Origin of the sequence: Accumulibacter sp., assembly GCF_023806625.1 — a bacterium.
GTDB lineage: Bacteria > Pseudomonadota > Gammaproteobacteria > Burkholderiales > Rhodocyclaceae > Accumulibacter.
Genome location: NZ_JAMTDX010000027.1, coordinates 113,655 through 138,610, shown reverse-complemented (window position 1 = coordinate 138,610; position 24,956 = coordinate 113,655). Strand labels below are relative to the sequence as shown.

The 24,956-nt window shown below is 63.5% G+C and carries 16 protein-coding genes; 7 read left to right on the top strand and 9 right to left on the bottom strand.

Translation table 11 applies throughout. The annotated features are described in order from the left end of the window. Positions 1–83 precede the first annotated feature (83 nt). From NFW05_RS05965 to NFW05_RS05950, 4 genes are all read left to right on the top strand, one after another. The gene (locus NFW05_RS05965) at positions 84–311 is read left to right on the top strand and encodes a helix-turn-helix domain-containing protein (RefSeq protein ID WP_295303583.1); all 228 of its coding nucleotides are present in this window, start codon (positions 84–86) and stop codon (positions 309–311) included. A 3-nt stretch (positions 312–314) separates the two neighbouring features. Further along, entirely contained in the window at positions 315–1,262 is a 948-nt protein-coding gene (locus tag NFW05_RS05960; RefSeq protein WP_295303580.1) for a toprim domain-containing protein, read from the top strand. A gap of 122 nt (positions 1,263–1,384) precedes the next feature. Further along, on the top strand, positions 1,385–3,187 hold the full coding sequence (locus NFW05_RS05955) for a DUF927 domain-containing protein (RefSeq protein WP_295303577.1): 1,803 nt from the start codon (positions 1,385–1,387) through the stop codon (positions 3,185–3,187). After that, positions 3,177–3,806, top strand: coding sequence for a hypothetical protein (locus NFW05_RS05950; RefSeq protein WP_295303574.1), 630 nt, complete (start codon positions 3,177–3,179; stop codon positions 3,804–3,806). The genes NFW05_RS05955 and NFW05_RS05950 overlap by 11 nt, the downstream gene beginning before the upstream one ends. Before the next feature lie 285 nt (positions 3,807–4,091). On the opposite strand, the gene NFW05_RS05945 is transcribed toward NFW05_RS05950, so the two are convergent. From NFW05_RS05945 to NFW05_RS05905, 9 genes are all read right to left on the bottom strand, one after another. Continuing rightward, entirely contained in the window at positions 4,092–6,344 is a 2,253-nt protein-coding gene (locus tag NFW05_RS05945) for a hypothetical protein (RefSeq protein WP_295303571.1), read from the bottom strand. Continuing rightward, positions 6,341–8,689, bottom strand: coding sequence for an AAA family ATPase (locus NFW05_RS05940; protein WP_295303568.1), 2,349 nt, complete (start codon positions 8,687–8,689; stop codon positions 6,341–6,343). The genes NFW05_RS05945 and NFW05_RS05940 overlap by 4 nt, the downstream gene beginning before the upstream one ends. Before the next feature lie 105 nt (positions 8,690–8,794). Beyond that, positions 8,795–10,369: a hypothetical protein gene (locus NFW05_RS05935; protein WP_295303565.1), complete on the bottom strand. Its 1,575-nt coding sequence runs from the start codon at positions 10,367–10,369 to the stop codon at positions 8,795–8,797. Beyond that, a complete protein-coding gene (locus NFW05_RS05930; RefSeq protein WP_295303563.1) occupies positions 10,347–13,604 on the bottom strand; it encodes an AAA domain-containing protein in 3,258 nt (1,085 codons plus the stop codon). Before NFW05_RS05930 ends, NFW05_RS05935 begins: the two co-directional genes overlap by 23 nt. 71 nt (positions 13,605–13,675) lie before the next feature. After that, positions 13,676–15,097 carry a serine/threonine protein kinase gene (locus tag NFW05_RS05925; protein WP_295303559.1) on the bottom strand — a complete coding sequence of 474 codons (1,422 nt, stop codon included), beginning with the start codon at positions 15,095–15,097 and terminating at the stop codon, positions 13,676–13,678. Then, positions 15,073–15,795 carry a protein phosphatase 2C domain-containing protein gene (locus NFW05_RS05920; RefSeq protein ID WP_295303556.1) on the bottom strand — a complete coding sequence of 241 codons (723 nt, stop codon included), beginning with the start codon at positions 15,793–15,795 and terminating at the stop codon, positions 15,073–15,075. Before NFW05_RS05920 ends, NFW05_RS05925 begins: the two co-directional genes overlap by 25 nt. A gap of 7 nt (positions 15,796–15,802) precedes the next feature. Then, positions 15,803–16,888, bottom strand: coding sequence for a VWA domain-containing protein (locus NFW05_RS18540; protein ID WP_366918263.1), 1,086 nt, complete (start codon positions 16,886–16,888; stop codon positions 15,803–15,805). A 41-nt stretch (positions 16,889–16,929) separates the two neighbouring features. Further along, the gene (locus tag NFW05_RS05910) at positions 16,930–17,247 is read right to left on the bottom strand and encodes a DUF4258 domain-containing protein (protein WP_295303553.1); all 318 of its coding nucleotides are present in this window, start codon (positions 17,245–17,247) and stop codon (positions 16,930–16,932) included. Between the two features lie 216 nt (positions 17,248–17,463). Further along, complete coding sequence (locus NFW05_RS05905; protein WP_295303550.1) at positions 17,464–19,113, bottom strand: sigma 54-interacting transcriptional regulator; 1,650 nt, start codon at positions 19,111–19,113, stop codon at positions 17,464–17,466. 413 nt (positions 19,114–19,526) lie between these two features. Here NFW05_RS05905 and NFW05_RS05900 point away from each other — a divergent pair, with 413 nt between their 5' ends. The 3 genes from NFW05_RS05900 to NFW05_RS05890 all read left to right on the top strand — a co-directional run bounded on the left by NFW05_RS05900 (position 19,527) and on the right by NFW05_RS05890 (position 24,953). Continuing rightward, entirely contained in the window at positions 19,527–19,847 is a 321-nt protein-coding gene (locus NFW05_RS05900) for a hypothetical protein (protein ID WP_295303547.1), read from the top strand. A gap of 904 nt (positions 19,848–20,751) precedes the next feature. Continuing rightward, a complete protein-coding gene (gene brxF, locus NFW05_RS05895; RefSeq protein ID WP_295303545.1) occupies positions 20,752–21,210 on the top strand; it encodes a BREX-3 system P-loop-containing protein BrxF in 459 nt (152 codons plus the stop codon). A 17-nt stretch (positions 21,211–21,227) separates the two neighbouring features. Continuing rightward, positions 21,228–24,953: a DUF6079 family protein gene (locus NFW05_RS05890; RefSeq protein WP_295303542.1), complete on the top strand. Its 3,726-nt coding sequence runs from the start codon at positions 21,228–21,230 to the stop codon at positions 24,951–24,953. Positions 24,954–24,956: the final 3 nt, after the last annotated feature.

The window sequence follows — 24,956 nt, the reverse complement described above, 5'->3', positions numbered from 1 at the left end:
GGACAAGCCTGTCTTGAATTTCTCTACCGTTCGTTTCCCTACGGCAAGCCACTGAGGCGAGCCGGGATTTAGGAAACGAACTCATGACGACTAAAGCCCTCTGTAAGCTGATTGCCGCAGGCGCTGACCTGCTGGACGAGCAAACCGCGGCAAAATTCTTGACCGTTGCCCCGGGAACGCTTGGAGTCTGGCGTTCAACCGGGCGTTATAACCTGCCATTTATCAAGGTCGGGCGCAACGTGCGCTACCGCCGCGCGGACCTTGAAGCCTGGCTGGAAAAGCGCACCCGCGAAACCGGCGCGACGGCCTGAGCCATGACGCCCGCGCAAGGAAAGAAAGCCGCACCGGGCTGGCGTGCCGGGCGCGGCACTGAAGGCCTTCAAGAGCCGCCATTTTACCCCGTCGAAGCCTTCCGCGAGGCAATGACCTCGGCCGGGCTCCCGGCACCCGAGCGCATCGAGGCAGACGGGCTGCTGCACCGTTTCCACGTCGAAGGCGACCGGAGCGGGACTCTCAACGGTTGGTATGTACTGCACACCGACGGCCGCCCGGCGGGCGTCTTCGGAAGCTGGAAAACTGGACTTCGTTCCACCTGGGTGGCGAACGGCAAGCGCCTGAACGATGCTGAACGCGAAGCCTTCGCCAACCTGATACAGGCCGGGCGGATCAAGGCGCAAGCTGAGCAGCGGGCCAAACACGAGAGCAATGCACGCACGGCCGCCATTCTTTGGGAGTGGGCCGGCGCGGCAAACCCCGAGCACCCCTACTTGCGTGCCAAGGGCGTGCACGCGCATGGTCTGCGCCAATCGGGTGACCGGTTGATGGTTCCCTTGTTCGACATTCACGGGCAATTGTGGAACTTCCAGAAGATCATGCCCGATGGCGGCAAGCGGTTCGAGCCTGGCCGCGCTCGCGAGCTGTATTCGCCAATCGGCGACCTGACAAACCCGACACTGTTGCTGATCTGCGAAGGCTGGGCAACCGGCGCGACGCTGTACGAAGAATTTCGGCACCCGGTCCTGTGCGCCATGAACGCCGGCAACTTGCTGCCGGTAGCGAAGGCGGCGCGCGCGGCCTGGCCTGCGGCTGATCTGATGATCTGCGCGGACAATGACCGCAAGACCCCCGGTAACCCTGGTTTGACGGCGGCGACCGTTGCGGCGAAGGCGGTAGGAGCTCGGCTGGCGGTACCGCAGTTTCCTGAAGGCGTGAGCGGCACCGACTTCAACGACCTGGCGAACCTACAGAGGATGGCGCGATGAGCGATGAACTTTGCGTTTTGCCAATTTCCGAGGATACAGGGGATACAGGGGGCACACCCAGCAATGGCGGGGGTTCTGGCGTAACCCCGACCGTAGAACCTGGGGATACAGGGGTTACAACGGTGGCCGATCTGCTCGCGAGAGCGATGGAACCGGAGGAAGTTGAGGCGCAGCAAGGCCAGGTTGTCTCCCTTCCAGAAGTCGAGGAACGCCCCTGCTTTCGCGTCTATGACGGCTGGACCGGAACCGATACCGGGCGCAGCTTGCGGCCTGGCGTGTGGTATCACACCATGAGCGCACCGAAAGGCGACCGCGACCCGGTGCCGGTGGATACCTGGATCTGCGGGCCGCTGCACATCGAGGCGCAGACTATCGACGATGCAGCAAACAACTTTGGGCGGCTGCTGCGCTTCAAGAACACGGCCGGACGCTGGCGAACCTGGGCGATGCCCATGGAGTTGCTGCGCGGATCGGGCGAGGAACTGCGTGGCGAGCTGCTCGCCATGGGGCTGGAGATCAGCGTCAGGGAGCGCGCGACCCTGGGGCTTTACCTTCAGGAGCGACCGCCAAAGAAGAAGGTTCGTTGTGCGCTGCAAGTTGGCTGGTGCGGCCGGGTGTTCGTCCTGCCGGATGCTGTGATCGGGCCAGATGCGGCGGGCGTGATATTCCAGAGTGGCGAGCGCGGGCACGAGGAACACGGGCAAGGCGGAACACTCGACGGCTGGCGTAGCGAAATCGCGGCGCGTGCGGTCGGCAATCCGCTGTTCGTCCTGGGCTTGTCGGCAGCATTCGCTGGGCCGATGCTCGCGCGCTGCAACGCCGAGGGCGGCGGGCTGCACTTCGTGGGCGATTCCAGCACCGGCAAGACGACCATTCTTGAAGCGGCTGCATCCGTTTGGGGTGGAGCGAACTATCGGCGAAGCTGGCGAGCGACCGCCAACGGGATGGAGGGCGCGGCGGTCATGTTCAACGATTGTCTGCTGGCGCTGGATGAAATTAGCGAGTGCGATCCGCACGAAGTCGGCAACATCGTCTATTCGCTGGGCAACGGGCGCGGCAAGCAACGGGCGGGGCGAACCGGCGCGGCGCGGGTGGTCACACGCTGGCAGGCTTTCATCATTTCGACCGGCGAGCGCACCATTGCCACGACGATGGCCGAAGGCGGGCACCGATCGAAGGCCGGGCAATCGGTTCGCCTACTCGACATTCCGACGGATCGCCTGCACGGTTGTTTCGATGTGCTGCACGATCATGCGAGCGGGGCGGCGCTGTCGGATGCCATCAAGCGCGCGGCGGTTACACACTACGGGCGACCAGGCCGGGCATTCCTGGAACGGCTGACGCACGATCACCGAGATTTCGCGGAACGGCTCGAACGTCTGAAGGGCCTGCCAGACTTCAACCGCCAAGACTTTGAAGGGCAGGACAAGCGTGCGGCGGGGCGATTTGCGCTGCTCGCGCTGGCCGGCGAGCTGGCGACCGAGTACGGGCTGACAGGCTGGCCGGAAGGCGAAGCGGTCAAGGCGGCGGTGATCGGGTTCAACGCCTGGCGATCCCTGCGCGGGCGCGGCAACGACGAGCGGCGGCAAATCCTGGAGCGGGTTTCCGGCTTCATTGAACGGCACGGTGACGGACGGTTCTCCGGCGCGGACGCTGCCGGGGAAAGCCAAGTGCGCGACCGGGCGGGCTGGTGGCGCGATGGCCAAGACGGGCGGCTGTATCTCTTCACGTCGGAAGGCATGCGCGACGCCCTGAAGGGCTTCGACTTCAACCGGGCGCTTGCCGAATTGGAAAGTTGCGGGGCGCTTCCCAAACCGGGCGCGGGCGGTAAGCACGCGAAGTCAATGCGCATTGGAGGGCGCGCGCCCATGAAGCTGTACCCGATCAACCCCCACAAGCTGACGGGGGGCGAGAATGGGGCTTGATGCTCTGCTGGCCAAGCTGCAACGAGAAGCTGTAACCCCTGTAACCCCTTCGATTGCGCTAGGGGTTACAGCGGAAGCCTTGCCATTGCTGGGTGTGCCCCCTGTATCCCCTGTACCCCCGGAAGATAAGGATGGCCAACCGTTCTACGCGGGATGGTGGCTGCTGCACTTCTCCGACCGCGATCCGCTGGAAGTGGCCTTCTCGCCAGCGGCGACCCATGCCGAGGTGCTCGACGCGTACCCGGACGCGGCAGCGGCGGAACCGATCGAGGCGGGCCGGCGGCAACCCGACACACTGTTGGCCGGGAATCAGGAAGCGGCTGTCTCGGCCTGGCTGGCGCAGATCGGCGAGACGGACCCGGCGACGATTGCCGAAGTGCTGACCGCTTGCCGGCGAGCCGAGAAGGCGCGGGACTACTTTTTACAGCGCTCAGGGTACAGTCCGGGGGGCGGAACGACGACCTGCGCCGACTGCCAGTACATGCGCCGACCTGGCAATGTGGTCCGCTACTGCGCCAGCAGGCGAAGCGATCTACTGCCGGCGTACACGGAAGGGCATCCGCTGCGGCGCTTGCCAGATGACCAAGGGCATAGCTGCTCCCTTTTCAACCCCCGGTAGCCGACGGCAAGATGTTGCACGCCACGGCTATAAGAGCTGGGTTGTGAGCGTGGCAGAGCGCACGCCGGCCTTGATCTCCTCCAGACTCCCCCCGAGGCGTCCGCGCTGGGCACCCAACAGCCCAAGCCACAGATTCTTGCTTACGCCAAGCTCATACCAAGCCTGCGTCTCCCTCCTTTGGCCGATCAACGCTTTGCCGAAGCGAACCGGTAACTGCCCAGCCACGCGACTTAGAGCAGTTTGCGAACTTGATCGCGATTTCTGCGGTCCGCTTTCTGTAAATTTCTATCGCTTGCGATTCCATCCTGGGTACTCAGTCTCCGGGAAGACGATGGCTGTCTCGCGTCGACGCCCGCATGATGGGCACACGAAGCCAACCGAGCCGTCTTCCATCTGGTAAGGCACTGCGAGGACATCGGCTCCAAGGAAACGATCCAGCCACCCCACTTCCGAGTCGTTCGCCGCCCAAGAATCCACTTTAGGCATCAAGGTCGGAATCCATGCCTTGCAGGTTGGGCACGCCTCCGTCCCCCACTTGGTGAAGCAACTGGGGCACACGCAGGAAAACCGGTGCCCACGGCCGCCGGTGAAGTGCTGCCTCGGGTCAGCGATGGTCGGGCACGTTGGGCAGGATAGCAGCGATTTCACGAGCCCGATGGCGGCTTCCAGCGCTTTCGAGAAGTCGGCCAGGGAATCGATCTGCGATCGAAGGTCGGTGATCGAGGCGTTCAACGCCTTCTTGCGAGCGTTCAGCGGCCCGCTCGCACCGCCATCTCGCACCGCCAGTCGTAGCTGCTGGGATACGCCCTCGTGCTCGTCCTCCAGAGCCTCGAGTCTCTTCCGCTGAGTGGCAAGCCGCTCTGCAAGCCGGAGATCCTCATGCACTTCAGGCGCTCGGGTGACGAACACGCCGGTGCCAGTAGCCTCGAGCCATGCTGCGCTGTCCGCGATGTTGGGTATCGGGCGATTGGCTATAAACGGCGGATAAGCAAGGAACCGCGGCGCTGTGATGACCCATCGAAGCTCGCGGGCGACGCGCTCGACGCTGGACAAGTCCCATGGAGAGACGGGCAGGAATCCCGCACGTCCTCGCCCCCGCTCAGCGACCTCGTGCGAAAGAGCATTCAACCGATGTGCGTAGACCGGGGCTAAGCGTCGAAGAGCCGCTTCAGACGGAGGGCTCGGATAGAGCACCAGCGTGATCTCCTCTTGGGTCGCGGCATCATCGGCATCGCGAATCAATCTGGCCAGGTCTTCGTCTCCGAACATCGCGAGCGACCCGGGGATCGGAACGATTCGCAAGGGCCTCGCGCCATCGATCGATAGGCGCAATGTGCCGTCGATCAATGACCAGGAGAGTCGACCTCGTGTGCCCCGCCCTTCAAGGTCGATCGCGTCACCATCGAGAGCCCGCGACAGGTCCACGGGTTCGATGCCAAGCTGGTCCAGCCCTCTGATGACGAGCAGGAGCGCAAACGACCCGAAGCAGCGGCACAGCTCCTGCATCTCTTCGAAGTGCTTATCCGGTCTAGGCGATTGCTCGAGCCCAAGGCGTGCCCAAGCCAACCAGACTTCCGCCACCCTGCGGTAATGGACGTCGTTCGCGAGAATGTTCGTCATCGTGAGCGTCGTGCTCACTAATGCCCGCCGCGGCACCTCGCGATACAGCACTGAGTCCATCAGGCCGGAAACCGAGTACTTCAGAAACTTCAGTTGCTCGAGAGTGCGCTCGGCCTTGCGGCGCGCCTCTCCGGCATCGAGCGAGTCGCCCCAGAGTTGGTAGACCCGCTTCTGCCGCCAGTGGGACCCCTGTCCTGCCGTAGAGCTGTGGTCCCCGACCTCGTTGAACAGGCGCAGCAGCCTGGAGACCTCGGTCACGCGGCGCGACAGGTACGCGTCCAGATGATCGACGAGACGAACAGCGACCCTGTTCTCATAGATATCGAACTGGTCCTCGCGGACCAACGAGAGGATGCGCTTGGGTATGACGGCACGCAAAGTCGGGCGGTCCCAATCCTCGGTATGCGCTGCGAGATAGCTGGGGGCCTGCGTTGCAAGCCGCCGGGCCCAAGCCACCGCTGTTCTCTCGACCTCCACCCTGAGGTGGGTCCGGGGTCGCTGACAGACTTCGACGAGATGGCCGAGACGGTCCGCGAGCAACTTCTCGAACTCCTGCAGCTCCGCTCGCTCAGACATTCCCGGAACCAGGGGAGACACGTCGAGCGCATCCAGCCAAGTTCCGCCCGACGAGAGAACCTCTCTGACGCTGCTTCCGACATCCAGAATGCTCGTTACATCCAGCCGGTCCAGAACCTGCGCTCGCGACATCGCTCCTTCGACTCGCTCGCGACCCGGTTCCATCAACTGCCAGTGCCCTCGGAGATCGGGGACGCAGAAGCTGGGCTCGGCTATGGCAACGGAGTTCAAGAAGGTGGAGTCATCGCCCAGCGGCTCGACCATAAATCTGCCGAGGACGAGATCCCCCGCATGGACATCACTGGCATGTCCGAGCAACCTGTCGATGAACCTATACGTCATTCAGCTTCATCGGCGCCCAAACGCCGCAGCTCCGCCCGAACGATGCTGGTCGACTTCACCGGCTCGCCCTGCGAGCCGAGACGGGGCCATGCCTCTTCGACCGCCAGGCGCAGAGCCTCGAGGTCGTCCGGTCGCGTATCGTGCCGATCGCGAATCTTGCGTAGGAGTTTCGTGGCCAGGATGTGGTCAACGGCCTCGGTCATGGTGCCGCCAGCGGCCAACACGACGGGAACGAAGTTGAGCATCTGTCGTTCCAGGCGATTGCCCCAGCCAACCCGGAATCGGCGCCCCAAGATCTCGGCGAACTGGGCGTCCACGAATCGATACGCATCCGCCGCTTGCTTCTGGTGTGTGGCCTGCACTGCTGCGAACGCACCCTGCAAAGTCGTGAGCGATACCGGAGCACGCGCCCTCGTTCGCTTGGGCTTGAAGGATTCCCGATGGCGCGGCAGCTCCATCACGTGAGCGCGATCGTAGGTCTTGTCCGCGAAGTCTTTGGTCGTCTCGTCGTGGTTCGCCGTGCCAACGAACCAGACGTTTTGCGGCAGCGGAAGGGTCCGACCGTTCTGAAGCAGGGCTGGTGCCGGCTCCACAGCGGCAGTCATGAGATCCAGCTTCTGATACTGCGGGTCTTGCTCCAGCGCGGACAGCAAGTCGGCGAAGTACTGCTCCGGGTGCGAGAGATTCATCTCGTCCAGAACGACGATGAACACTCCATCCGCGTAGCGCGGGCACTGCGCTTTGTAGAGCGCCTGCAGAAACTCGGACTCGTAGAAACGCCGCTCGAACGCGTTGAAGTGACCAATGAGATCCTGGCGATCCCTCCACCCGGCCTGCACCTCGATGAGGGCGGCTCCGGCACCCAGTGCGCGAGCAAAGGCCAGAGGCAGGCTCGTCTTCCCGGTCCCGCTGATGCCCTGAAGCAGATGGAGCCTGCTCATCGCCATGCCGGCGAGAAAGCAGCGAATGTCGGACAGGGAGTAGTACAGCTCCTTACCCGACGTCGGATCGAAGGCGACTCGGTTCTGCAGGTCGCTGCAGAACGCAGCCAGATCCGGAATCTCGTCGAACATCGGCACGCGGCCCTGAAGGACGTCGTCGCCATCCATCTGACTGCAAGACGGGAACGGGCTGACCCCGTCAGACCGCCGAATGCGTTCGTCGACGTCCTTCCGGAGTTCCTCCAGGGCGGCCTGCAGCAAGTCCCTCCCGGTCTCCAGTGCAGCCTTTTGATCCCTGAGCGACTCGATCTCGGTGACGGCAATCGCCGATCGGGCGACCGAGGCGCGGCTGGCCATCAGTTCCTGGGAGAGTCGCGCACGGTCCGCTTCCCACTCTTCCTTCTCGCGCTCCAGCTTTTCGTGGTTTGCCACCATGTCCTCGCTTGGGCGCTTGGCGAGACGATCGGACAGGGACTTGTTCTCCTTGATCAGGGCGTCGAGCTCCCGTTTGACCTGGTCGAGCGGTCGGTTGCCAAGGGCGCGTTCCGCCTCTTCGCGCTCTCGCAACCTCTCGTACAAACCGTCGCGCTCCTTTCGCGCTGCCGCGAGACGAGCTTCCAAGTCCCGGTACTTCGCCTCGGCCTCTTCGAGCGCGGCACCTGCACGCTGCTTTACTCGAAGATCGAATGCCTCACGATCCTCCCGCAGCACGTCTTCGCGAACATCGAGCTGAGCCTGTTGCTTCTTCAGGGTTGCACGCGCCTGCGAGGCTTCAGTTTCGAACTGCCGCCTCTGCTCATCCAATCCACGTACCGACGCCGCATGTTGCTCAGCCTGCTCGCGCCTCAGTTGCTCAAGTTCCGTCCGGACCCTCTGGTCGTCCTGCCGCCAGCGCGAGTCCCAATCAGCACGCTCCGCCGAGATCAAACCGCGCGCCCGAGACAGTTCTTCCCGGACGACGGCCGCTTCCTGATCGAGGAGTTGAAGGGAGACGCGGCGCTCCGCTGCAAACCCGGCCTCAGCGTTCAGCTCGCGGACCCGAAGCTTGTCCTCCCTATCCCGAACCTCCTCCTCGTTGATCTTGAGCGACGATTCCCTCTCTTCGAGCGCTTTCCGGTCAGCGGCAAGCTGCGCCTGCTCCTGGGCCAACAGGTCTTGCGTTTCCTCGAGAGCCCGTTCGCCTTCTTCGAGACGCAACATCCGCGCCGATCGCGCCCCGCAGAGTTCATTTGCTTCCCAGAGCTCGCGCGCGGCCTTCACGATATCCAGGTCGTCGGTGCCAGGCGGAGCAGTCTTCGTCGCGGCCTCGATGTCTCCTTCTGTGGCCGTCTCCAGCGCTTGCGAATGAACCTTGCTGATCGCCTCGATCGCCGTTCCCGGGGTCGTGATATCCGCAGCGCTCACCGGCCTGCTGGTGGGTGACTTACCGGCGGCGCCTTCGGTTGACGGCACCAGCTTCGGGTTCTGCTGTGGAAATGACCTAGGCTTGTTCCTGTTCCTCGACATCGTTTAGCCCCCTACCAGTTGTGTCGCGCCAACGTCGATTCCGCCGAGGATCGCCACGGATCTGTACACCGATTCAATGATTGGAGACATCGCTGCAAGCTCCAGAATGCTGTCACCAGCGTGTATGGCATCACCCGCCATCGTTGCGACCCGGTCCAGATCCTCGATGAGTTCTGGCCGACGCTCCGCTGCGCGCACAAGCGGGTGACGGGGCTGATTGGTTGCCGTCATCATCGCGGCGACGATTGCACCGCGAAGCCGCCAACCGGATTCAAAGCATGCTGCTTTCAAGTGGTTTGGCCTAGTTCCGGCCATAGCGTCAGGCAACGGAGTCTTGAAGCCAAGCTCGGCGGCGTGTGCCCGATAGACGGCCGAGACGTAGACCTGGTCCTGGACCGGGCGATCCATGCCGTTCTTGTCCTTGAAGTAGACCTTGCGCCACACGTCGCCCGGCGGAAAGCGCGCGCCTATCGAACGGAATGACGATTCGAGTACTCGTCTCGCTGCACCCAGGAGATCCCTCAGACGTTGCTCAGGACAAGCATCGCCGAGCAGCCCCGCCTCGACGTGCGCCATTTCGAGTTCAACGAGCTGTTCGAACTCTGGCAGGTCGCGCACGTCGACCGTGAGCGTTCCCTCAAGGTTCGAAGTGGCCAGCGCCCTCACTTCGGCAATCCAGCCTCGCTGCTTTTCCGCCTGCTCGTTCAACGACGAACCAAAGAGGGCCTCGACCGTTTCGCGAAGCCTTGGAAAGTGAGCGAGTTCGCGCTCGACGGCGCGTCTGAGGGCCGGGCTCTCGCCCAGCCCGAAGGGATCGCACGCGTGCCAGTCTCCGGTGTGATCGTTCTCGACCAGATAGATGAAGGTGGACAGGAAGACCGGAGTCGGTGAGTCGTCTACCAGCGAGATTCGCTCGAGCACCGGACCTGCGTCCAGGTCGAGATGCTCGTCCTCATCGGCCGACTCGAAGGACTCGGAATTGCGCAGGGCCGACTTGTGCCGCCGGGTCGCCCGCAGTATTTGCCGCACATCTGGCGCCGGCGGAACCGAGGGGTCGAGCGGTCGGCACATGAAGGCCCGCTCTCGTCGCGGCTTACCTTTGGTGCCCAGAATCAGATCCGGAAAGCCGTTCTCGCGACGGTCCAGTTCCGCGTAGTCGAGGCGCTGGACGAAGCGTGGCCAGAGATCGCCGGACCACGGGTCCTGGAACACGTGCCCGGTTACCGCAGGTCTCATGTCGAGCGCTTCGGCCTCGAACACCTCGTTGCCTGCAGGCGTTGGCAGTCCGTCCTGCTTGATGAGCCCCCTCTGCAGAAGCTCGGACAGGATGAGCGTGGCCAGGTCCGCATGGATTCTCAGCTTCTCGCCGATTCGCGGGGGGAACGTGATGCCCGCGCGACACATTCCGAGCACTGCCTTCTGCAGTATGTTGACCTGTCGAGGCCGCACTTCCGGTGCGACGACCCGATACATCAGCGCCGGCCACAACAGGAACTTGCGCTGGCTGTACCGGACTCCCGCAGGAAGGCGGGGACCGAAGTGCAGAACAGGCGAATCAAGCTGAAATAACACAGCCATGCCGCCCCTCGCACAGTTTTCGGAATGCCACCAGGCCGGCAAGGCTTCGTTCGGCGACTTCGCCGCGAAGCATTCCCGAATCGCCAACGACGATCAGTAGCCTCTGCTGGCGGCTCATCGCGACGCACAACCGGTTCTCGAGCATCAGGTGCCCGAACTTCCGTCTCAGGGAGCGCTCGTCGGAAATCGGAAGATCGTTCGATCGAGTCATCGACAGGAAGACGACATCGAACTCCTTGCCCTGGAAGGCGTCGACCGTGCCGACCCGGATCCGCTCCTTGAGGTGTCCGTCCAGCCCCCGCGTCTCTCGCCATGCGTCGGCGACGCGGAACGACCCGTCCTGGAGTTGTTCCGCAATGCCGAGCGCCTCCAACTCGGCGAGGATTCCGTCGACCTGGCCCGCGTAGAACGAAATCACCCCGAAGCTCAGATCCGGCCGGGCCGTGGCCAGATTCTTGAGCTCCTTCGCGATCCAGCGTGCCTCGGCGGGTCTGCGCTTGCTCTGTCCGCCCTGCTCCTTTCCGGCCGATAGCGGAACGTCGACCCAAGCGGCGACGTGAGGTTGGTAGCCAGGCAGGCCATGCTCGAACTGTTCGGCAGGCTTCTCGGATCGAAAGGCTTCCCCGTAGGGCGCATAGAACGTATCGCTGACGAAGGTACCCAGAACGGGATGCATTCGGTACTGCACGTCGAGCGTGACGGTTCTCTTGATGCCGTCGGCAGCCTCGCGCTCACGCATCGATTCGAAGAGGCGTTGAAAAAGACTCCGCCGCAGCGCCTTTCGCGTCTCGTCGGAGACCGAGAGTTCCAGTTGCCCCTCGACGTTCGGCTCCAGGATGTGTGGGAGCTGGCGGTGATCCCCGACGAGAATGATCCGGCGCTCCGCCAGTGCCATCGGAATGAACAGATCGAGGGGATTGGCCCGCGCCGCCTCGTCGACGATGACGTTCGCGAAGACGCTCTGCTCCCCCTTCTGGAGGCTCATCTGAAAGCCGACCGCCTGCTGACAAGTGGCTGCCAGCACGACGGTGTAGTCGCGCACGGCAGACCTCACGCCATCGAGGTCGTTCTCGAGGTCGAACAGGTATTCGTACAGGACCGCGTCCTCGCCGCCGGACGACTCCCTCGCCCGCGAAAAAAGCTCGTTGACGATCTCAGGGAGCAGTTCCTCCAGGTCGGCATGTCCGCGCGGTCCGCCGACCGCAGCGGGCTCCGCAAAGCGGTCGATGAGGACTTCCTGAAGCGCCTTGAGTTCGCCCAGGAATCCGGGGGGCTCATCCGCATCCCAGTCGGCCGCAGCGGAGAGCAGCCGCCGACTGTTGTCGTCCAGGGACCCGAGACGTTCGAGCCGCTGCATGACCCGCGCGGCATTTCGAGCACCGTCGTCGCCAAAGCTGACCGGATCGATGCGGAGCGCCCGGACGGCCTTTAGCAACAACTCCCGATCGTCTGACTCGAAGTCCGGCATGAATCCGTGTTGCGCCGACAGCTCCTGTCGAATCGCAAGGAGGCGGTCCAGTACCGACGGCGACAGATACGGTCGCGCGATGTCTTCGATCTCGCGGACCATCTTCGCGGACTCCGCGGGGCCGAGCCGCGAAGCTTGGTAGGCCGCAGACATGGCCCGCACTTTCCTCAGGACTTCGCTAACCGCCCTCTCCGGCAAGCTCGCGAGGTCGGCTCGGATGGCGTCGACACGCTCGCGCCGCCATCGGTCGAATCCGTCCCCGTCATCGCTTCGTCCGTGTTTCCTGCCGACCTTGATGGCCGGCAGACCGAAGACCAGCGTCTTGGCCGCCGCGTTCTCCACGGCATCGTGCTGGTAGCTCGTGAGCAGCGTCTGACCGGCGAGGTCGCCGTCTTCGCCCAGCTCGGCCAATCGCGCCTGAAGGGCCGCGATCGTCTTTGTCTTGCCGGTGCCGGGCGGCCCTTGAATCAGGGCGATGTCCGGCGTGTTCAAGGCGACTCGAATGGCTTCGATCTGTCTGGGCGTGGGATCGTCGCCGAAGATCTCCTTCACGGCCGCCGAAAGCGGCGCCTCCGCCTTCCGCCTTCTCTCCGGTACCACGCTTCCTTCGAGCAGCAGCCCCAGTTGAGGCATGGGACATTCGGCCAGAGCGATGCTGGCTTGCGCCCGCTCCCTGCGCTCGAGCCGCTTTCTGTCGCCGCTCATGCTCATGAAGAGGACGCCGGGAACAGGAGGCTCGCGGTCGTCCAGATCGCCTGTCGGCAGGACATCCAGGTACCGCCCGGCAGCCGTACCGCCAACGAACGACCCGACGAATGCCTTCGGACTCCTGGCGAGGTCCCCTTCGGTCGACGAGCCGTTTGCCGAAGTATCCGAGGACTCCTGCAATTCGCGTGGAGGGTGCGACGCGGCCTCCAGTTCGACATCCTCCGCACCTCGAAGCAGATTCAGGGCTGTGTCGATCTGCTTCGCATCCTGGATCCGAAAGCGCCATCGTCCGTCTGCCTGCCGTTTCGCGTCCGAGTAGCTCAGCCACCCCAGCGTCCGCGCTCGGCGAAAGACACTGTCCCGCTCCAGCTTGTTGTACTCGCGCCAGACGTTCAGGTAGCTCCCGGCCTGTTCCACCAGCTGATCCAACTGGGAGCGGGCCGTACCTCGAAATGCGCCTGCAATGGTCGAATCGCAGAAGCGCACGGTGCCTTGAACAGGAACGATCGGGCGCCTCTCTTCCGCAGACGATCCACGACGCGCTTCGACGAGGCGCGTCACGAGAAGCCGGTCGTCGGGCGTCTTCTGGACATCGATTGCATACCCCTTGCCGTGCATGCGAAACGGACGACGGTGATCGCTCTCCGGCGCGGGGCTGCCAGAGATGAAGACCTTGGAACCCGACTCCTGGTCGACCAGGACGAAGCGCTCCGTGAGCCACTGAATGACTTCCGTTGCAGAGATGCTCTTCCCGAGCTTCTGACGGATGACGTCGACGATCTTCTCGTCGACCCCGATGTCGATGTTGCCCGGCCAGGAGTACTGCACTGGAAACTCGTGCATCTGGACCTGTAGCCATTCCGTGGCGCCGCTCTTTGGCGTCACCGCAACGACCCATCCCAGTCGAGGCAGATTGCGGTCGCGCAATCGCGCGAGAACGGTTTCCCCCTGCTTGTCGCGCCCGCGCACGCTAACCGCCACGGTGCCGACACGAAGCAGCGATTGGCCGGTGGCTTCCGAGAACAGCAGGGCGGCTTCGCTTCTCACGACCACCGTCATGTCGAACGTCGTGGCATCGGCAGGCACGAGCTCAATCAGCGAGCACGTTCCGAATGCAGCTTCGTGCGCCTTCATTTCGTGCCCCCCTTACGCGCGGTGAAGGACACGACCCTATGGAGTGCGTCGGGAGATCCGAGGTGTAAGCGCCACGAGGCCTCGTCGTGCTTCAGTAGGATCGACGAGGGTTTCGGTCCGACCGAGGCAGATCTGGCTCCGGTGGGCGATGTGAGCCGGTAGCTTGCCCCGTCGAGTGACTGGAGCGTGACGCGCGTGCCCTCGAACTTCAGGTCGATCACCGGACGCTGCCCGTCCCGACCAGCCTGCCCGGTGGCAAGACGACGCGTGATGACTCTCGACTCTCCATCGGTCAGTGCCAAGGCGGCGACGATGACAGGCCTTCGACGATCGCCGGAGGGTCGCGACACGAGCTCCGAGCCCTCACCCAGCGCGGGGTCCCAGAGCTGGAATTCCGCGACGACGAAACCCAAGCGCGGCGCGTCACACCAAGGGCATTGCTCGGCGTTCATGTAGTACGTTCCGTGGCACTCCTGGCACAGGACTGTCGCGTCGGCAGCGGCGTGCAGTCTCTCCGCCCACTCCGAGACGCCGGGCCGCTGAAGTGGGTGCTTGAGACCTGCGCGGAAAGCTCGTTGCGAGATCTCAGCCAATCTCGCGGAGAGCGTGACGCTCCGTGGTATCCCGATCGAGCAACGGTTCGAACTGTCGCCCGGATCATCGACCCAGGGCATCGATCCCCCAAAGGCCTCTTCTTCGCGCTCCGGCGGTCCGCTCGAGACGGCATCTCCGATGAGCGGATGGACAAGGGATAGGGTCTGGAAGCAGAGGACTGCAAATGCATGCGCATCGGTGAGCGAGTTCACTCCGGAAGCGCCGCGGATGAGTTCAGGTGCACCATAGCCAGGAGTGAACACCGTGGGCAGCCCCGCGCTGGACACGTAGCGGATGTTGTCGCTGTCGATGAAGCGGACTTCTGTGGCATCGCTGGCTTCGGAGACAAAGATGTTGTGCGGAGATGGATCGGAGTACACGAGCCCTTTGCCGTGAAGAGCGGACAGGACATCGGCCGTGCGTGCCAGCAGTGCCAGGCGTCTCCGAAGACCACCCGTCTGAAAGTACCAGGACGCAACCGAGGTCGTCGCCTTCGGCGGCTTGCAGAGCGCACTCAGCGGCTGCATCCCGGTCAGCAGTTCCATCAGGTAACCCAGCACGGGCTCGCGCAGCATTTCCAATGGGCGAGCGATCTCGAGGTCCGCCAGCGGCAGTCGCTTGACCGCCGTCAGCTGGTTCCGGAGTTGCTCACGTCGGGACGGCGATGAGTCGAAGATGATCTTCGCGGCCAGTCGCCCACCCTTGACTTCGAAGACGGCCCCCTGGCCCCCTCGGCCGAGTTGACGCGTCAGCACATGACGAGCCCCGTTGAGGTCGGTGACTTGCCGGATAACGGATGTCATTCCGTCCCCCTGTTCGGCCACGCCAGAACTGCAATGGTCTTGTCGTCGATATGCCTTGGAGTGGGCCATTCGTTCAGCTCACGCCGCAGCGAACGCCACCGAGGCACCGGCTGCAACGTCCCGATTTCGTCCTTCAGCCAAGTGACGAAGTCGGCGAGGCGATCGGGACGAAGGTCGTCCGAAACGCCATCCGATGCCAGCACGGCGATGTCGATCTCCGCGCAGTCGAAGCAACGCTTCGCCCAGACACCACCGCTCCCGAGCGACTGGGTCTCGTTAGAAAAGTCCGATGCCCGCGGATGCTCGACCCGCTCGACGGCACCGCGCCTGCGCACGGCTGCCATCCCGTCGCCCAGCGCAGCCACGTAGGTTCGACCATCTTGGTACGCGAGCGCCAGCAGGCACGTGGCGGCGCAATCCGAGCGGTCGAACGGGGCGATTTCCTCGAGCCAGAGCGGCTCGATTCGGCCGACGAGATCGTCGAGAGATCCCGTCCCGTCCTTGTGCCACCCCCTGGCCGCACGCAAGGTTGCGATGCAGGCCTTCGTTGCGCCATGCCTGGCACGGTCCTTCGAACCCAAACCGTCGCTCACCACGACCAGGCTGCCGAAGGCGCCAGAGGCACCGAGCCATTGGTCCTCGTTGGGCCTTCGTAGCGCCCGGTGAGCAGGGCCGGCAACACTCGCACCGAAGCAATCCACACGGCTCCTGCGTACCATGTAACCCTTAGAAGTCATAGTCGTCCAAAGCCATCGGGTCGACCACGACGACGCTGTTGGGGTTCAGGCTGCGTGTGCGCTGCGTCACACTCATCGTCACCCACCGAAAGAAATTCTTGATCTGTCGGGCTTCGTGCGCCGAGTACACTCGTGCGGCCGGATCGGCCAGGAACTCGGCCAGCATTGCGGGATCTGCGTCATCACCGATCCCGAGCACGAACCGTGATGCCTTCGACGCGCGGTCCGAAGCGAGCATGCGCTGCAGGGGTTCGCGCCACTCGTCGGTGGGCTGGCCGTCGGAGACGAGCACAACGGTCGGTCTGTATGCCCGGCTCGGGATCTGTGCGTGGTCCTCGACCATCTTCACGACCAGATCGAACGCCGCGCCCATGGGCGTATTCCCCGCTGCGCCGACTCGCTCCCACTTGATTTGCGTCGCTGGCAACAGAGGCTGGTGGAGCCTGGCGCCGCCCTTGCCAAAGGCGACGACAGCGACGTGGATCTCGGCTCGGCTGTGGTCCTCGGCCGCGAAGCTCTCGATCATCGACTGAACCGCATCGTTGAGCGCATCGATCTTGCCGTTCGCGCTCATGCTGCCGCTGACGTCGGCGAGGACGATGACGGGCAGGGGGCGCGCCGTAGAGACGGTGAAATCTTTGAGCTTGGACATGCGTTTTTCTCCTCTCATATTCGACGGGACCTCCGCTGGCGCCTTGCTGCCGTTCGATCGAGCTCTACTCTCGACTTCGTTCGGCAGTCGCCTGTAAACGGCCGACGTTCCGTCACTACGATCAGCGATGTCCAGTGGTCCATGTTTGCGCTCGTCGCTACCGTGAATGACGTCCAAGATTTCGCGAGCGCCAACACCAAGCTTTTCGAGACGCGCCTTCTCCGCGTGAAACGCCAGCTGCGCGTGCCGGTCGCCCGGGTTCTCCGCCAGTCGGCGCCGAAGCAGCCTGAGCTCTCCGAGTTCATCGCCGCCGCCGGCCTTGCCTGGCGGACAATCCTGAGGTTCGTGTCCCATCCTCACCTTTGTATTGGCGTCCCGCCAATAACGGCTGACGTTATCTTCGTGGTACTTGCCCCATCCCATGGTCTGCCCCGTTTAGTTCTGGCCGAGCGAGCTGCAAGCCATCAGTGCCAACGCCGTCCGCCACCCGTCTTCAGTCCTCGGAAGTCGCTGTTCCTGTACACCGTCAGGATTGCGGATCCGTCGGGGGTGCAGACGACCTGGACCCCTTCGCAGTGGCCCACATCCACGCCGAAACGAGCCAGCTTCTCTACTTCCTTCCGGCCGATGACGTGAATCGCCGCCCCGCGCACGTGAATCACACGCCCGAAGCTCAGCACGGTATCGATGGTCTGGCAGTTCAATCCACGGCCGCTCATGCGAGTCCACGCGTGTTGAGTGATGGCCGGAGCGTTGCTGGGTGCGATGCTCTGCTTGTTCATCTGGCTGGCTCTCCCGGGTTGGACGGGCCCGGACCGATCCCGGGCCCCACACCAGACATACCAGCGAAAAGCGTGCCAACGGCTCCAAAGCGACGCGCCAAGAGGAACGCAACGTCCTATATATCAACCTGTTGCATAGCATTTGAGCGGTTATCGCCAGACTCGCGCGGAGACCGGAAATCGTGGCTATTCGGAAGCAACTTTCCAGAGACCGGATCAATATTTCCGCTCCCTGGCTGCCGACCATTCTCTCAAGGCGCGGTCCGTCACATCGCAGAGGGTGTCAGGCGAAACGCCCCGCTTCTTCGCGACCCTGCGAAGTTCAGCCGCCAGGTACCCCTTGAGCGCTCGCTCGACGACTTTCGTTTCGATGGTCTTGCCGGGTGGGATCAGGGCATCCAGGCTCGATGACTCGGCAAACGCCCGCGCCACGGACTGCGGTAGCGAGTCCGCTCCGGCGTCAGTCCGGGATCCGTCCACGCCCGCCAGACCGTACTGGGACGCCTCGGCGGCCGACAGGGGCGAGTGCCGATCCGCCCGGGCAGCGATCGTGCGGTACGCCACCCGAAACAAGTCCCTCAGATTCCCGGGAAGTGGATGACGCGACAGCTCGTTCACGATGGCCCGGTGGGCGCTGTCCGGGAGCCGTATCCGAGCAGTGCCGGCTCGACGCGAGGCCTGAGCGAAGACCATTTCCCAGAGCCAGGGAATCTCTTCTGGAACCTCGCGCAACGGCGGCAGGCGCAGAGTGAGCATGCTGATGCGATCGAAAAAGTCCGGGTCCAGTCGCTCGCGCAGCTCTTCGTCCGAAAGATTTGTCGCCGATATCAGTCTGAAGTCGCTCGTCAGTTGTCGATCGTCCCCCAAGCGCATGTAGCTCTTCTCCTCGACGGCCTTGATCAGGAGGCGCTGGAGGTCTCGGCCTACATCCCCCACTTCGTCGAGAAACAACGTGTCCTTATGGGCCACTGCGAGCAGGCCCTCATGATCCCTGAGAGCGCCGGTGAAGGAACCGCGCTTATAGCCGAACAACTCAGCACGCATCGTTTCGGGGTTGTACTGGCCGCAGGCGACCGCCGGCCAATGAGCATCCCGTGCCTCTACACGGTACGGACTGTGGGATCGAATCCAGCCAGCCAGAGTTGTCTTGCCCGTGCCTCGCTCACCGAGCAAGAGAACGGGTACATTCAACTGCGCAAATCTGCGGGCCTCGTCGAAAATCTGCCGCATGCGCTCCGACTGAAACCGCGCAGGATCCCAGACGATCGCCGCATCTTCCGAGGAAATTTCCGTAGGCCGCGCCGCACGGTATGCCTTGTAGTAGCTGTCGATGCCGAGCCGAACGGGCACCACGGCAGGGCGGCCGTTCCGCTCCTCCTTGCGATAGGACTTGACGAGGGAGAATGGCGAGTCGATGAACCCTGTTTCGCCCATCAGTATCAGGACCGTTTGCATGGAAGGCGTGCCCGGACTGACGTGGATCACCAGTTCTCGGTCGGCAAACCTCTTCCGTACTGCCGGGAGCCTCTCCCTGAGGAACTCGTATATCTGCCCGTGATCCGTTGGATCGTCGCCGTCCCAGGGCTCCTGATGAATGCGCAGATCCGGATCCCTGGCTCTCAGTTCCTCCAATGTCTGGCTGACCGATCGAGATTCGCGTGTTTCCTTCCCGTCTCGCGCTCGTCCATGAAACAGAACGAAGTCAGAAATGCTGCCCGCATAAACGGACTCAGGGTCGAACAACAGGGTCAGAGATGGACCAGGAACCCGGCAACCATCAACCAGGCGAAAGTCGCCACCTGCCCGATCACGCTCGTAGGGATCGTTGTTTACGGCTATCCAGGAGATCAGAACTCGACGACGCATGTTGTGCGGCTAGTCCACCGGTGAATGCATGGCCCTTGCATCACCTTCCAGATGCATGAAATAGGATCCTCCCGCGGTTTGCTGACCCGCTGTCCTCAGGGAAACTGCCGGGCGCACCAATGCTCAACCAGGCACGCTCCCAAGTTCGCCGAAGCAATTCAGGTCCGACTTTCACACGATTCGTGCGAGCGTAGCAGGCAGCTGGGGCGAGAGCGTTGCCAGCTCGCTCGTCAACCGGTGTGCCGCCAGACTTCAAGCCGGACGACGTCCATTTTACGCCAACCCCTCGTTCATCATGCTCGGTCGAGTCCCGTTGATTCGCCCACTGGTATGCTTTCGGCAACCCTGCGTGGAATTCCAGGTGGCGTCTGGTAGATTGTCGGGCTCGGTCATCGTGGTCCGGATCCCCGTCGATGCCCTCATCCCTTCCCCTTGTCGACCGGCAGCTGGCCAAAACGGCCGCCGCTCTTCCCGCGTGGCGGAGCAAGCGCCCGAGCAGCGTCCGCATTCCGGACGACCCGTGGGTGCAAGCAAGCGTCCTCGCCGGGCGATACGGAATCGGCAGGGTGGCGGTCGCGTTGAAGCTCGACTACACCCGCCTGATGCGCCGGCTGAACGCCACGACCAGCAGTCCGGCCGAGAGCGCGTGGAGCACTTCCCAGCCAGCGGATTTCGTCGAACTAGACTTCGGTCTGCCGCTCGCCCCACCGGCTTGCGTCTCCATCCTTTTCTGACCGACACGGGCACGCGCTGCGGATCGAACTTCCGCAAGCGGCCAGCAGCAACATCGCCGGGATTGCCCGCAGCCTCTGGCAGATGCAGGCGTAATCGTGTTGATCACGAGTCTGCGTTGCTGCCGAACCGGGAGACTTTCGCTGCGGCATTGACGGTCTCGCCGGGGAGAGCGCTTCAGAAACTGGCCAAGGATCCGTTCGACGGCGCCCTGTTCGTCTTTCGCGACCGCCAGCGCACGGTCGCGTCAAACTCCTGGCCTATGACCGTCAGTCAGGGCTTCTGGCCGTGTCAGAAAAGCCGTTCGCAGGGTCGCGTCCGACGACCTCGAAACCATCCGTTCCCTGCTCATGCCGTACCCCGACGCCAGTCGTCGGGGGGCTTCTCGCAATGCCCGTGCCGATCGCAACCGATCGCAGCCCATAGCGGGGTCTTGCGCTCCCGCTCAACGCCACCAATTGCCTGCACAACCGCTTGCTGTTGCCGATGACCGTCTTGGCGCAGCTGGAGCGGTTGCCAGCAGGGAAGCCTCCGAGACGAGGTCGTCCGTATCGCCGTGCGTCGCACGCCGCAGGAATGTCTCGTCGGCAGGGTTCGACGGCCGCGACGCAAAGAATCCGTTCTTCCGCACAGCTGCCAGTTTGCCCAGGGCTTCAGCCAAAGCGCTGCGCTTCTCGGCACACCCGAAAGCTCCATTCGTTGGCCATGCCGGAGTACTGGCTGGGTGGCCGCTGGCGCTGGCCGCCGAACCAGTCGCGGCGAGTTGGTACGAGAGTTTCGCCTCGCTTGTCGAGGGAGCCTTGGAAGCATAAGATTCGACCGCCGTCCCATCGAGGTCCTGATGGCGACACGGCAGCCGAATAACGATACGCAATCCACCGGCGCGGCCGGAGAAAAAGGCCAGCAGTGCTCGAGCAACTTGACCGGTTGGCCACCGACGTCGGGGCCCTCCACTGCAAGCTGATCCTTCTGGTGGGCGCTCCGGGTGCTGGCAAGACCGCGCTTCTGATCGCGTTTGGCAAGCGTGTCGCGGCGGAACCGATCAACGTCGGCGCGGAGCTGGGTCGCCGGCTGGCGGCGATCCCCCAGCGGCAGCGTCACCTGCAGACCAACACCATCCTGCGTGAATTGGCCGATCAGCACGCCGTGGGTGACTTGCTGCTGCTCGACAACATCGAGCTTCTGTTCGACCGCACGCTCCAGCTTGATCCGCTCGACTTGCTGAAGCGGCACGCTCATGCACGACGGGTTGTCGCTGTCTGGCCGGGCGAGTTGCGGGATGGGCGGCTGATCTACACCGAGATGGGTCATCCGGAACACCAGGACTATGGCATTGAAGCTCTGGTCCCGTTCGCGATTCAGTAGGGGGAATAGGGGAACACATGCGCTACAGCGATCTCATCCAGTTCGAACCGATCGAATCGGTCATCCAGCTGCTCGATGCCAATCGTCCGAACGAGGCGAAGAAACTCGTCGCGACCTACGTCATCTCGGACGACATGGCGGAGCGGATCGCCAAGCACATGATCCCGCAGCTCTCGTTCGACGAATCGGTCGACCACAAGGGTGTGCTGGTCGTTGGCAACTACGGCACGGGCAAGTCGCACCTGATGTCGGTCATCTCGCTCGTGGCGGAGGACGCGGCTTACCAGTCGATGATCCGCCACCCCAGAGTCGCGGAGGCAGCGGCGGCCATCGCGGGCAAGTTCAAGGTGCACCGCATCGAGATCTCCAGCCAGATGTCGCTGCGGGACATCGTCACGCAGCAGCTCGAGTTGTTCCTGGAGAAGAACGGCGTCAGCTACTCGTTCCCACCCGCCGACAAGGTGGTCAACAACAAGGCAGCCTTCGAGGAAATGATGGCCGCCTTCGCCGAGGTTCACCCCAACCACGGCGTGCTGCTGGTCGTCGATGAGTTCCTGGAGTTCCTGCGCTCCCGCAAGGACCACGACCTGGTGCTGGACTTGTCGTTCCTGCGGGAGATCGGCGAGGTCACCAAGCACCTGCGGTTCCGCTTCGTAGCCGGCGTGCAGGAAGCCATCTTCGACAGCACCCGGTTCCAGCACGTGGCGGACAGCCTGCGCCGCGTGAAGGACCGCTTCACGCAGGTGCTGCTCGCCCGCCAGGACGTCAGCTTCGTCGTGGCCGAACGTCTGCTGAAGAAGACCGCAGACCAGCAGAACAGGATTCGCACCTACCTGACCAAGTTCGCCAAGTTCTACAGCACCATGAACGAGCGCATGGACGAGTACGTGCGCCTGTTCCCCGTTCATCCGGAGTACATCGGCACCTTCGAGCGTCTGGTGTTCACCGAGAAGCGCGGCGCGCTGGTCACGTTGCGCGACCAGATCCAGGCCATCCTCAACAACGACGTACCGGACGATCGCCCGGGGTTGATCGGCTACGACAAGTTCTGGGAGACGGTGACCTCCAACTCGGTGTTGCGGTCCGACCCGAGCATCGGGCCTGTGCTGAAGGTGTCCGAGGTGCTGACCGAGCGAGTGCAGAAGGCCTTCTCCCGGCCGACCTACAAGGCGATGGCGCTGCGTGTCATCAGCGGGCTCTCGGTGCACCGACTCACGACGGGGGGCGACATCTACGTGCCGGTCGGGCCCACGGCGGCGGAATTGCGCGACACCCTGTGCCTGTACCAGCCAGGCATCGAGGACATGGGCGGCGATCCCGCCGACGACCTGCTTACCGCCGTGCAGACCACGCTGCGCGAGATCGTCAAGACGGTCAACGGACAGTTCATTTCCAAGGCGGCCGACACCGAGCAGTACTACCTCGACCTGAAGAAGGACGTCGACTACGACGCGCAGATCGAAAAGCGCGCCGAAGCGTTGTCGGACGACGCGCTGGACCGTGCCTACTACGGCGCCATCAAGCAATTAATGGAGCGGACCGACGAGAGCACCTACGTCACGGGCCACCAGATCTGGCAATACCAGATCGAGTGGCAGGAGCACCGCGTCGACCGCAATGGCTACCTGTTCTTCGGCGCCCCGAACGACCGCCCCACCGCGCAACCCGAGCGCGATTTCTACGTTTACTTCATCCAGCCCTTCGAGCCACCCCGGTTCCGCGACGAGAGCAAGGCCGACGAAGTGTTCTTCCGCCTGAAGGGTCTGGACGACGCCATCAAGCGGCACCTGTCCTTCTACGCCGCGGCGCACGACCTCGCGTCCACTGCCAGCGGCGGCGCCAAGGCCATCTACCTGGACAAGGCGAAGGACGCCCTGCGCGACATGAGCAAGTGGCTGCAGGAGAAGCAGATGACCGCCTACGAGGTCACCTACCAGGGCAAGACCAAGACCCTGCAGGAGTGGACCAAGGGCGTCTCGATCCGCGACAAGCTGCGCCTGGGCGCCGATGAGCGCGCCAACTTCCGCGACATTGTCAACGTGATCTCCGGGCTGGCACTCAAGCAGCACTTCGCCGACATCGCGCCCGATTACCCAGTCTTCTCGATGCTGGTCACTGAGACCAACCGCAAGCAGCTGGTCGGCAGCGCGCTCAAGGCGCTGGCGGGTGGCACGCGTACCAAGGACGCCAATGCCATCCTGGATGCGCTGGAGATGCTCGACGGCGACCGCATCGACCCAGGCCGCTCGCGCTACGCGCAGGAGGTCCTGAGCCGTCTCAAGGCCAAGGGCCATGGCCAGGTGCTGAACCGTGGCGAGCTGCTAAGTGGGCCGAGCGACGTCGAGTACTTCCACCCGGTGAAGTTCCGGTTGGAACCCGATCTGCTGGTGACGGTACTGGGCGGGCTCGTCTACGCCGGCGACATCGTCCTGGCCATCACGGGCGACAAGATCGACTCCGGGAAGATCACCCAGCTGGCCGAGCGCAGTCTCGACGAGCTCAAGCAGTTCAAGCACGTCGAAGCCCCGAAGGAGATCAACGTCGCGGTGCTGCGCTCCCTGTTCGAGCTGCTGGGCCTGTCACCCGGGCTGGCCCAGCTCGCCACGCAGGGGTCGGAAGAACCGGTCAAGCAACTGCTCGAAGCCGTCTCCAAACTCGTCGGCCGTGTGCTCATCGCTGGTACGGATCTTCACGGCAAGCTCAGCTTCTGGGGCAAGCCGCTGCTGACCGACGACGAGATTCGTGACTGGCGGCTTCGGCTGGAAGCGCTGAAGACCTTCACGGAAGGCCTGACGCCGTACAACACGGTCGGCAAGCTGAAGAATCTGCGCGTCGGCTCGGACGACATCGATGCGCAGAAGAAGAACCTCGAAGTCCTGGCATCGGTCGAGAAGCTGCTGGAACTCGTCGGTGAGCTCGGGGCCACGGCGGGCTACCTGTCGCAGGCCGAGCTGGTGCTGGCCAGCGACCACCCGTGGGTCAAGCAAGCGCAGGCGGCGCGGAAGGACATTCTCGACAAGCTGGCGACAGACCGCAGCGCGAAGCATGCCGCCGACTACCGGCAGACTTTGGCGAAGTTGAAGAGGGATTACCTGACGGCCTACATCGCCCAGCACAGCAAAGCGCGCCTGGGCGTTGCCGAAGACAAGACCAAGTCGGCACTGCGCAAGGACCCCAGGTTGGTCGCGATGCGAGCGCTCGCGGGCATCTCACTGATGCCCACCAGCCAGCTCACCGCCTTCGACGACAAGCTCGACAAGCTCAAGAGCTGCGCGTCGCTGGTGGAGTCCGAGCTGGCCGCCAGCCCGTACTGCCCGCACTGCAACTTCCGTCCGGCCAACGAACAGGGCGACTTCCTGCCGGCGGCGAACGTGCTCAAGCAGCTCGATGATGAGCTGGATCGTCTTCTCGAAGGATGGCAGCAGACGCTGCTGGACAACCTGGACGACCCGATCATCCAGGCCAACTTCGACCTGCTCAAAGCCTCGGCGCACGAACTGATCAAGAAGTTCGTCGCGTCGAAGAAGCTGCCGGACCCCGTGCCGCCCGACTTCGTCAGCGCCGTGCAGGAAGCACTCTCTGGCCTGGAGAAGATCGGCGTCACGAGCGAAGACATCAAGAAGGCGCTGCTGCAAGGCGGCTCACCCGCGACGCCGGATGACATCCGCAAGCGCTTCGAAGCCTTCTTGAACGAGCGCTGCAAGGGCAAGGACGCCAGCAAGCTGCGGTTCGTGGTGGAGTGAGCT

Excerpts from the sequence above, each read along its gene's own strand:
- NFW05_RS05960 (WP_295303580.1), top strand. The coding sequence starts at position 315 with ATGACGCCCGCGCAAGGAAAGAAAGCCGCACCGGGCTGGCGTGCCGGG.
- NFW05_RS05910 (WP_295303553.1), bottom strand. The coding sequence starts at position 17,247 with ATGAACAAGCAGAGCATCGCACCCAGCAACGCTCCGGCCATCACTCAA.
- NFW05_RS05965 (WP_295303583.1), top strand. The coding sequence starts at position 84 with ATGACGACTAAAGCCCTCTGTAAGCTGATTGCCGCAGGCGCTGACCTG.
- NFW05_RS05920 (WP_295303556.1), bottom strand. The coding sequence starts at position 15,795 with ATGGTACGCAGGAGCCGTGTGGATTGCTTCGGTGCGAGTGTTGCCGGC.
- NFW05_RS05935 (WP_295303565.1), bottom strand. The coding sequence starts at position 10,369 with ATGGCTGTGTTATTTCAGCTTGATTCGCCTGTTCTGCACTTCGGTCCC.
- NFW05_RS05900 (WP_295303547.1), top strand. The coding sequence starts at position 19,527 with ATGCCCTCATCCCTTCCCCTTGTCGACCGGCAGCTGGCCAAAACGGCC.
- NFW05_RS05950 (WP_295303574.1), top strand. The coding sequence starts at position 3,177 with ATGGGGCTTGATGCTCTGCTGGCCAAGCTGCAACGAGAAGCTGTAACC.
- NFW05_RS05890 (WP_295303542.1), top strand. The coding sequence starts at position 21,228 with ATGCGCTACAGCGATCTCATCCAGTTCGAACCGATCGAATCGGTCATC.
- NFW05_RS05945 (WP_295303571.1), bottom strand. The coding sequence starts at position 6,344 with ATGACGTATAGGTTCATCGACAGGTTGCTCGGACATGCCAGTGATGTC.
- NFW05_RS18540 (WP_366918263.1), bottom strand. The coding sequence starts at position 16,888 with ATGGGATGGGGCAAGTACCACGAAGATAACGTCAGCCGTTATTGGCGG.
- NFW05_RS05905 (WP_295303550.1), bottom strand. The coding sequence starts at position 19,113 with ATGCGTCGTCGAGTTCTGATCTCCTGGATAGCCGTAAACAACGATCCC.
- NFW05_RS05930 (WP_295303563.1), bottom strand. The coding sequence starts at position 13,604 with ATGACGGTGGTCGTGAGAAGCGAAGCCGCCCTGCTGTTCTCGGAAGCC.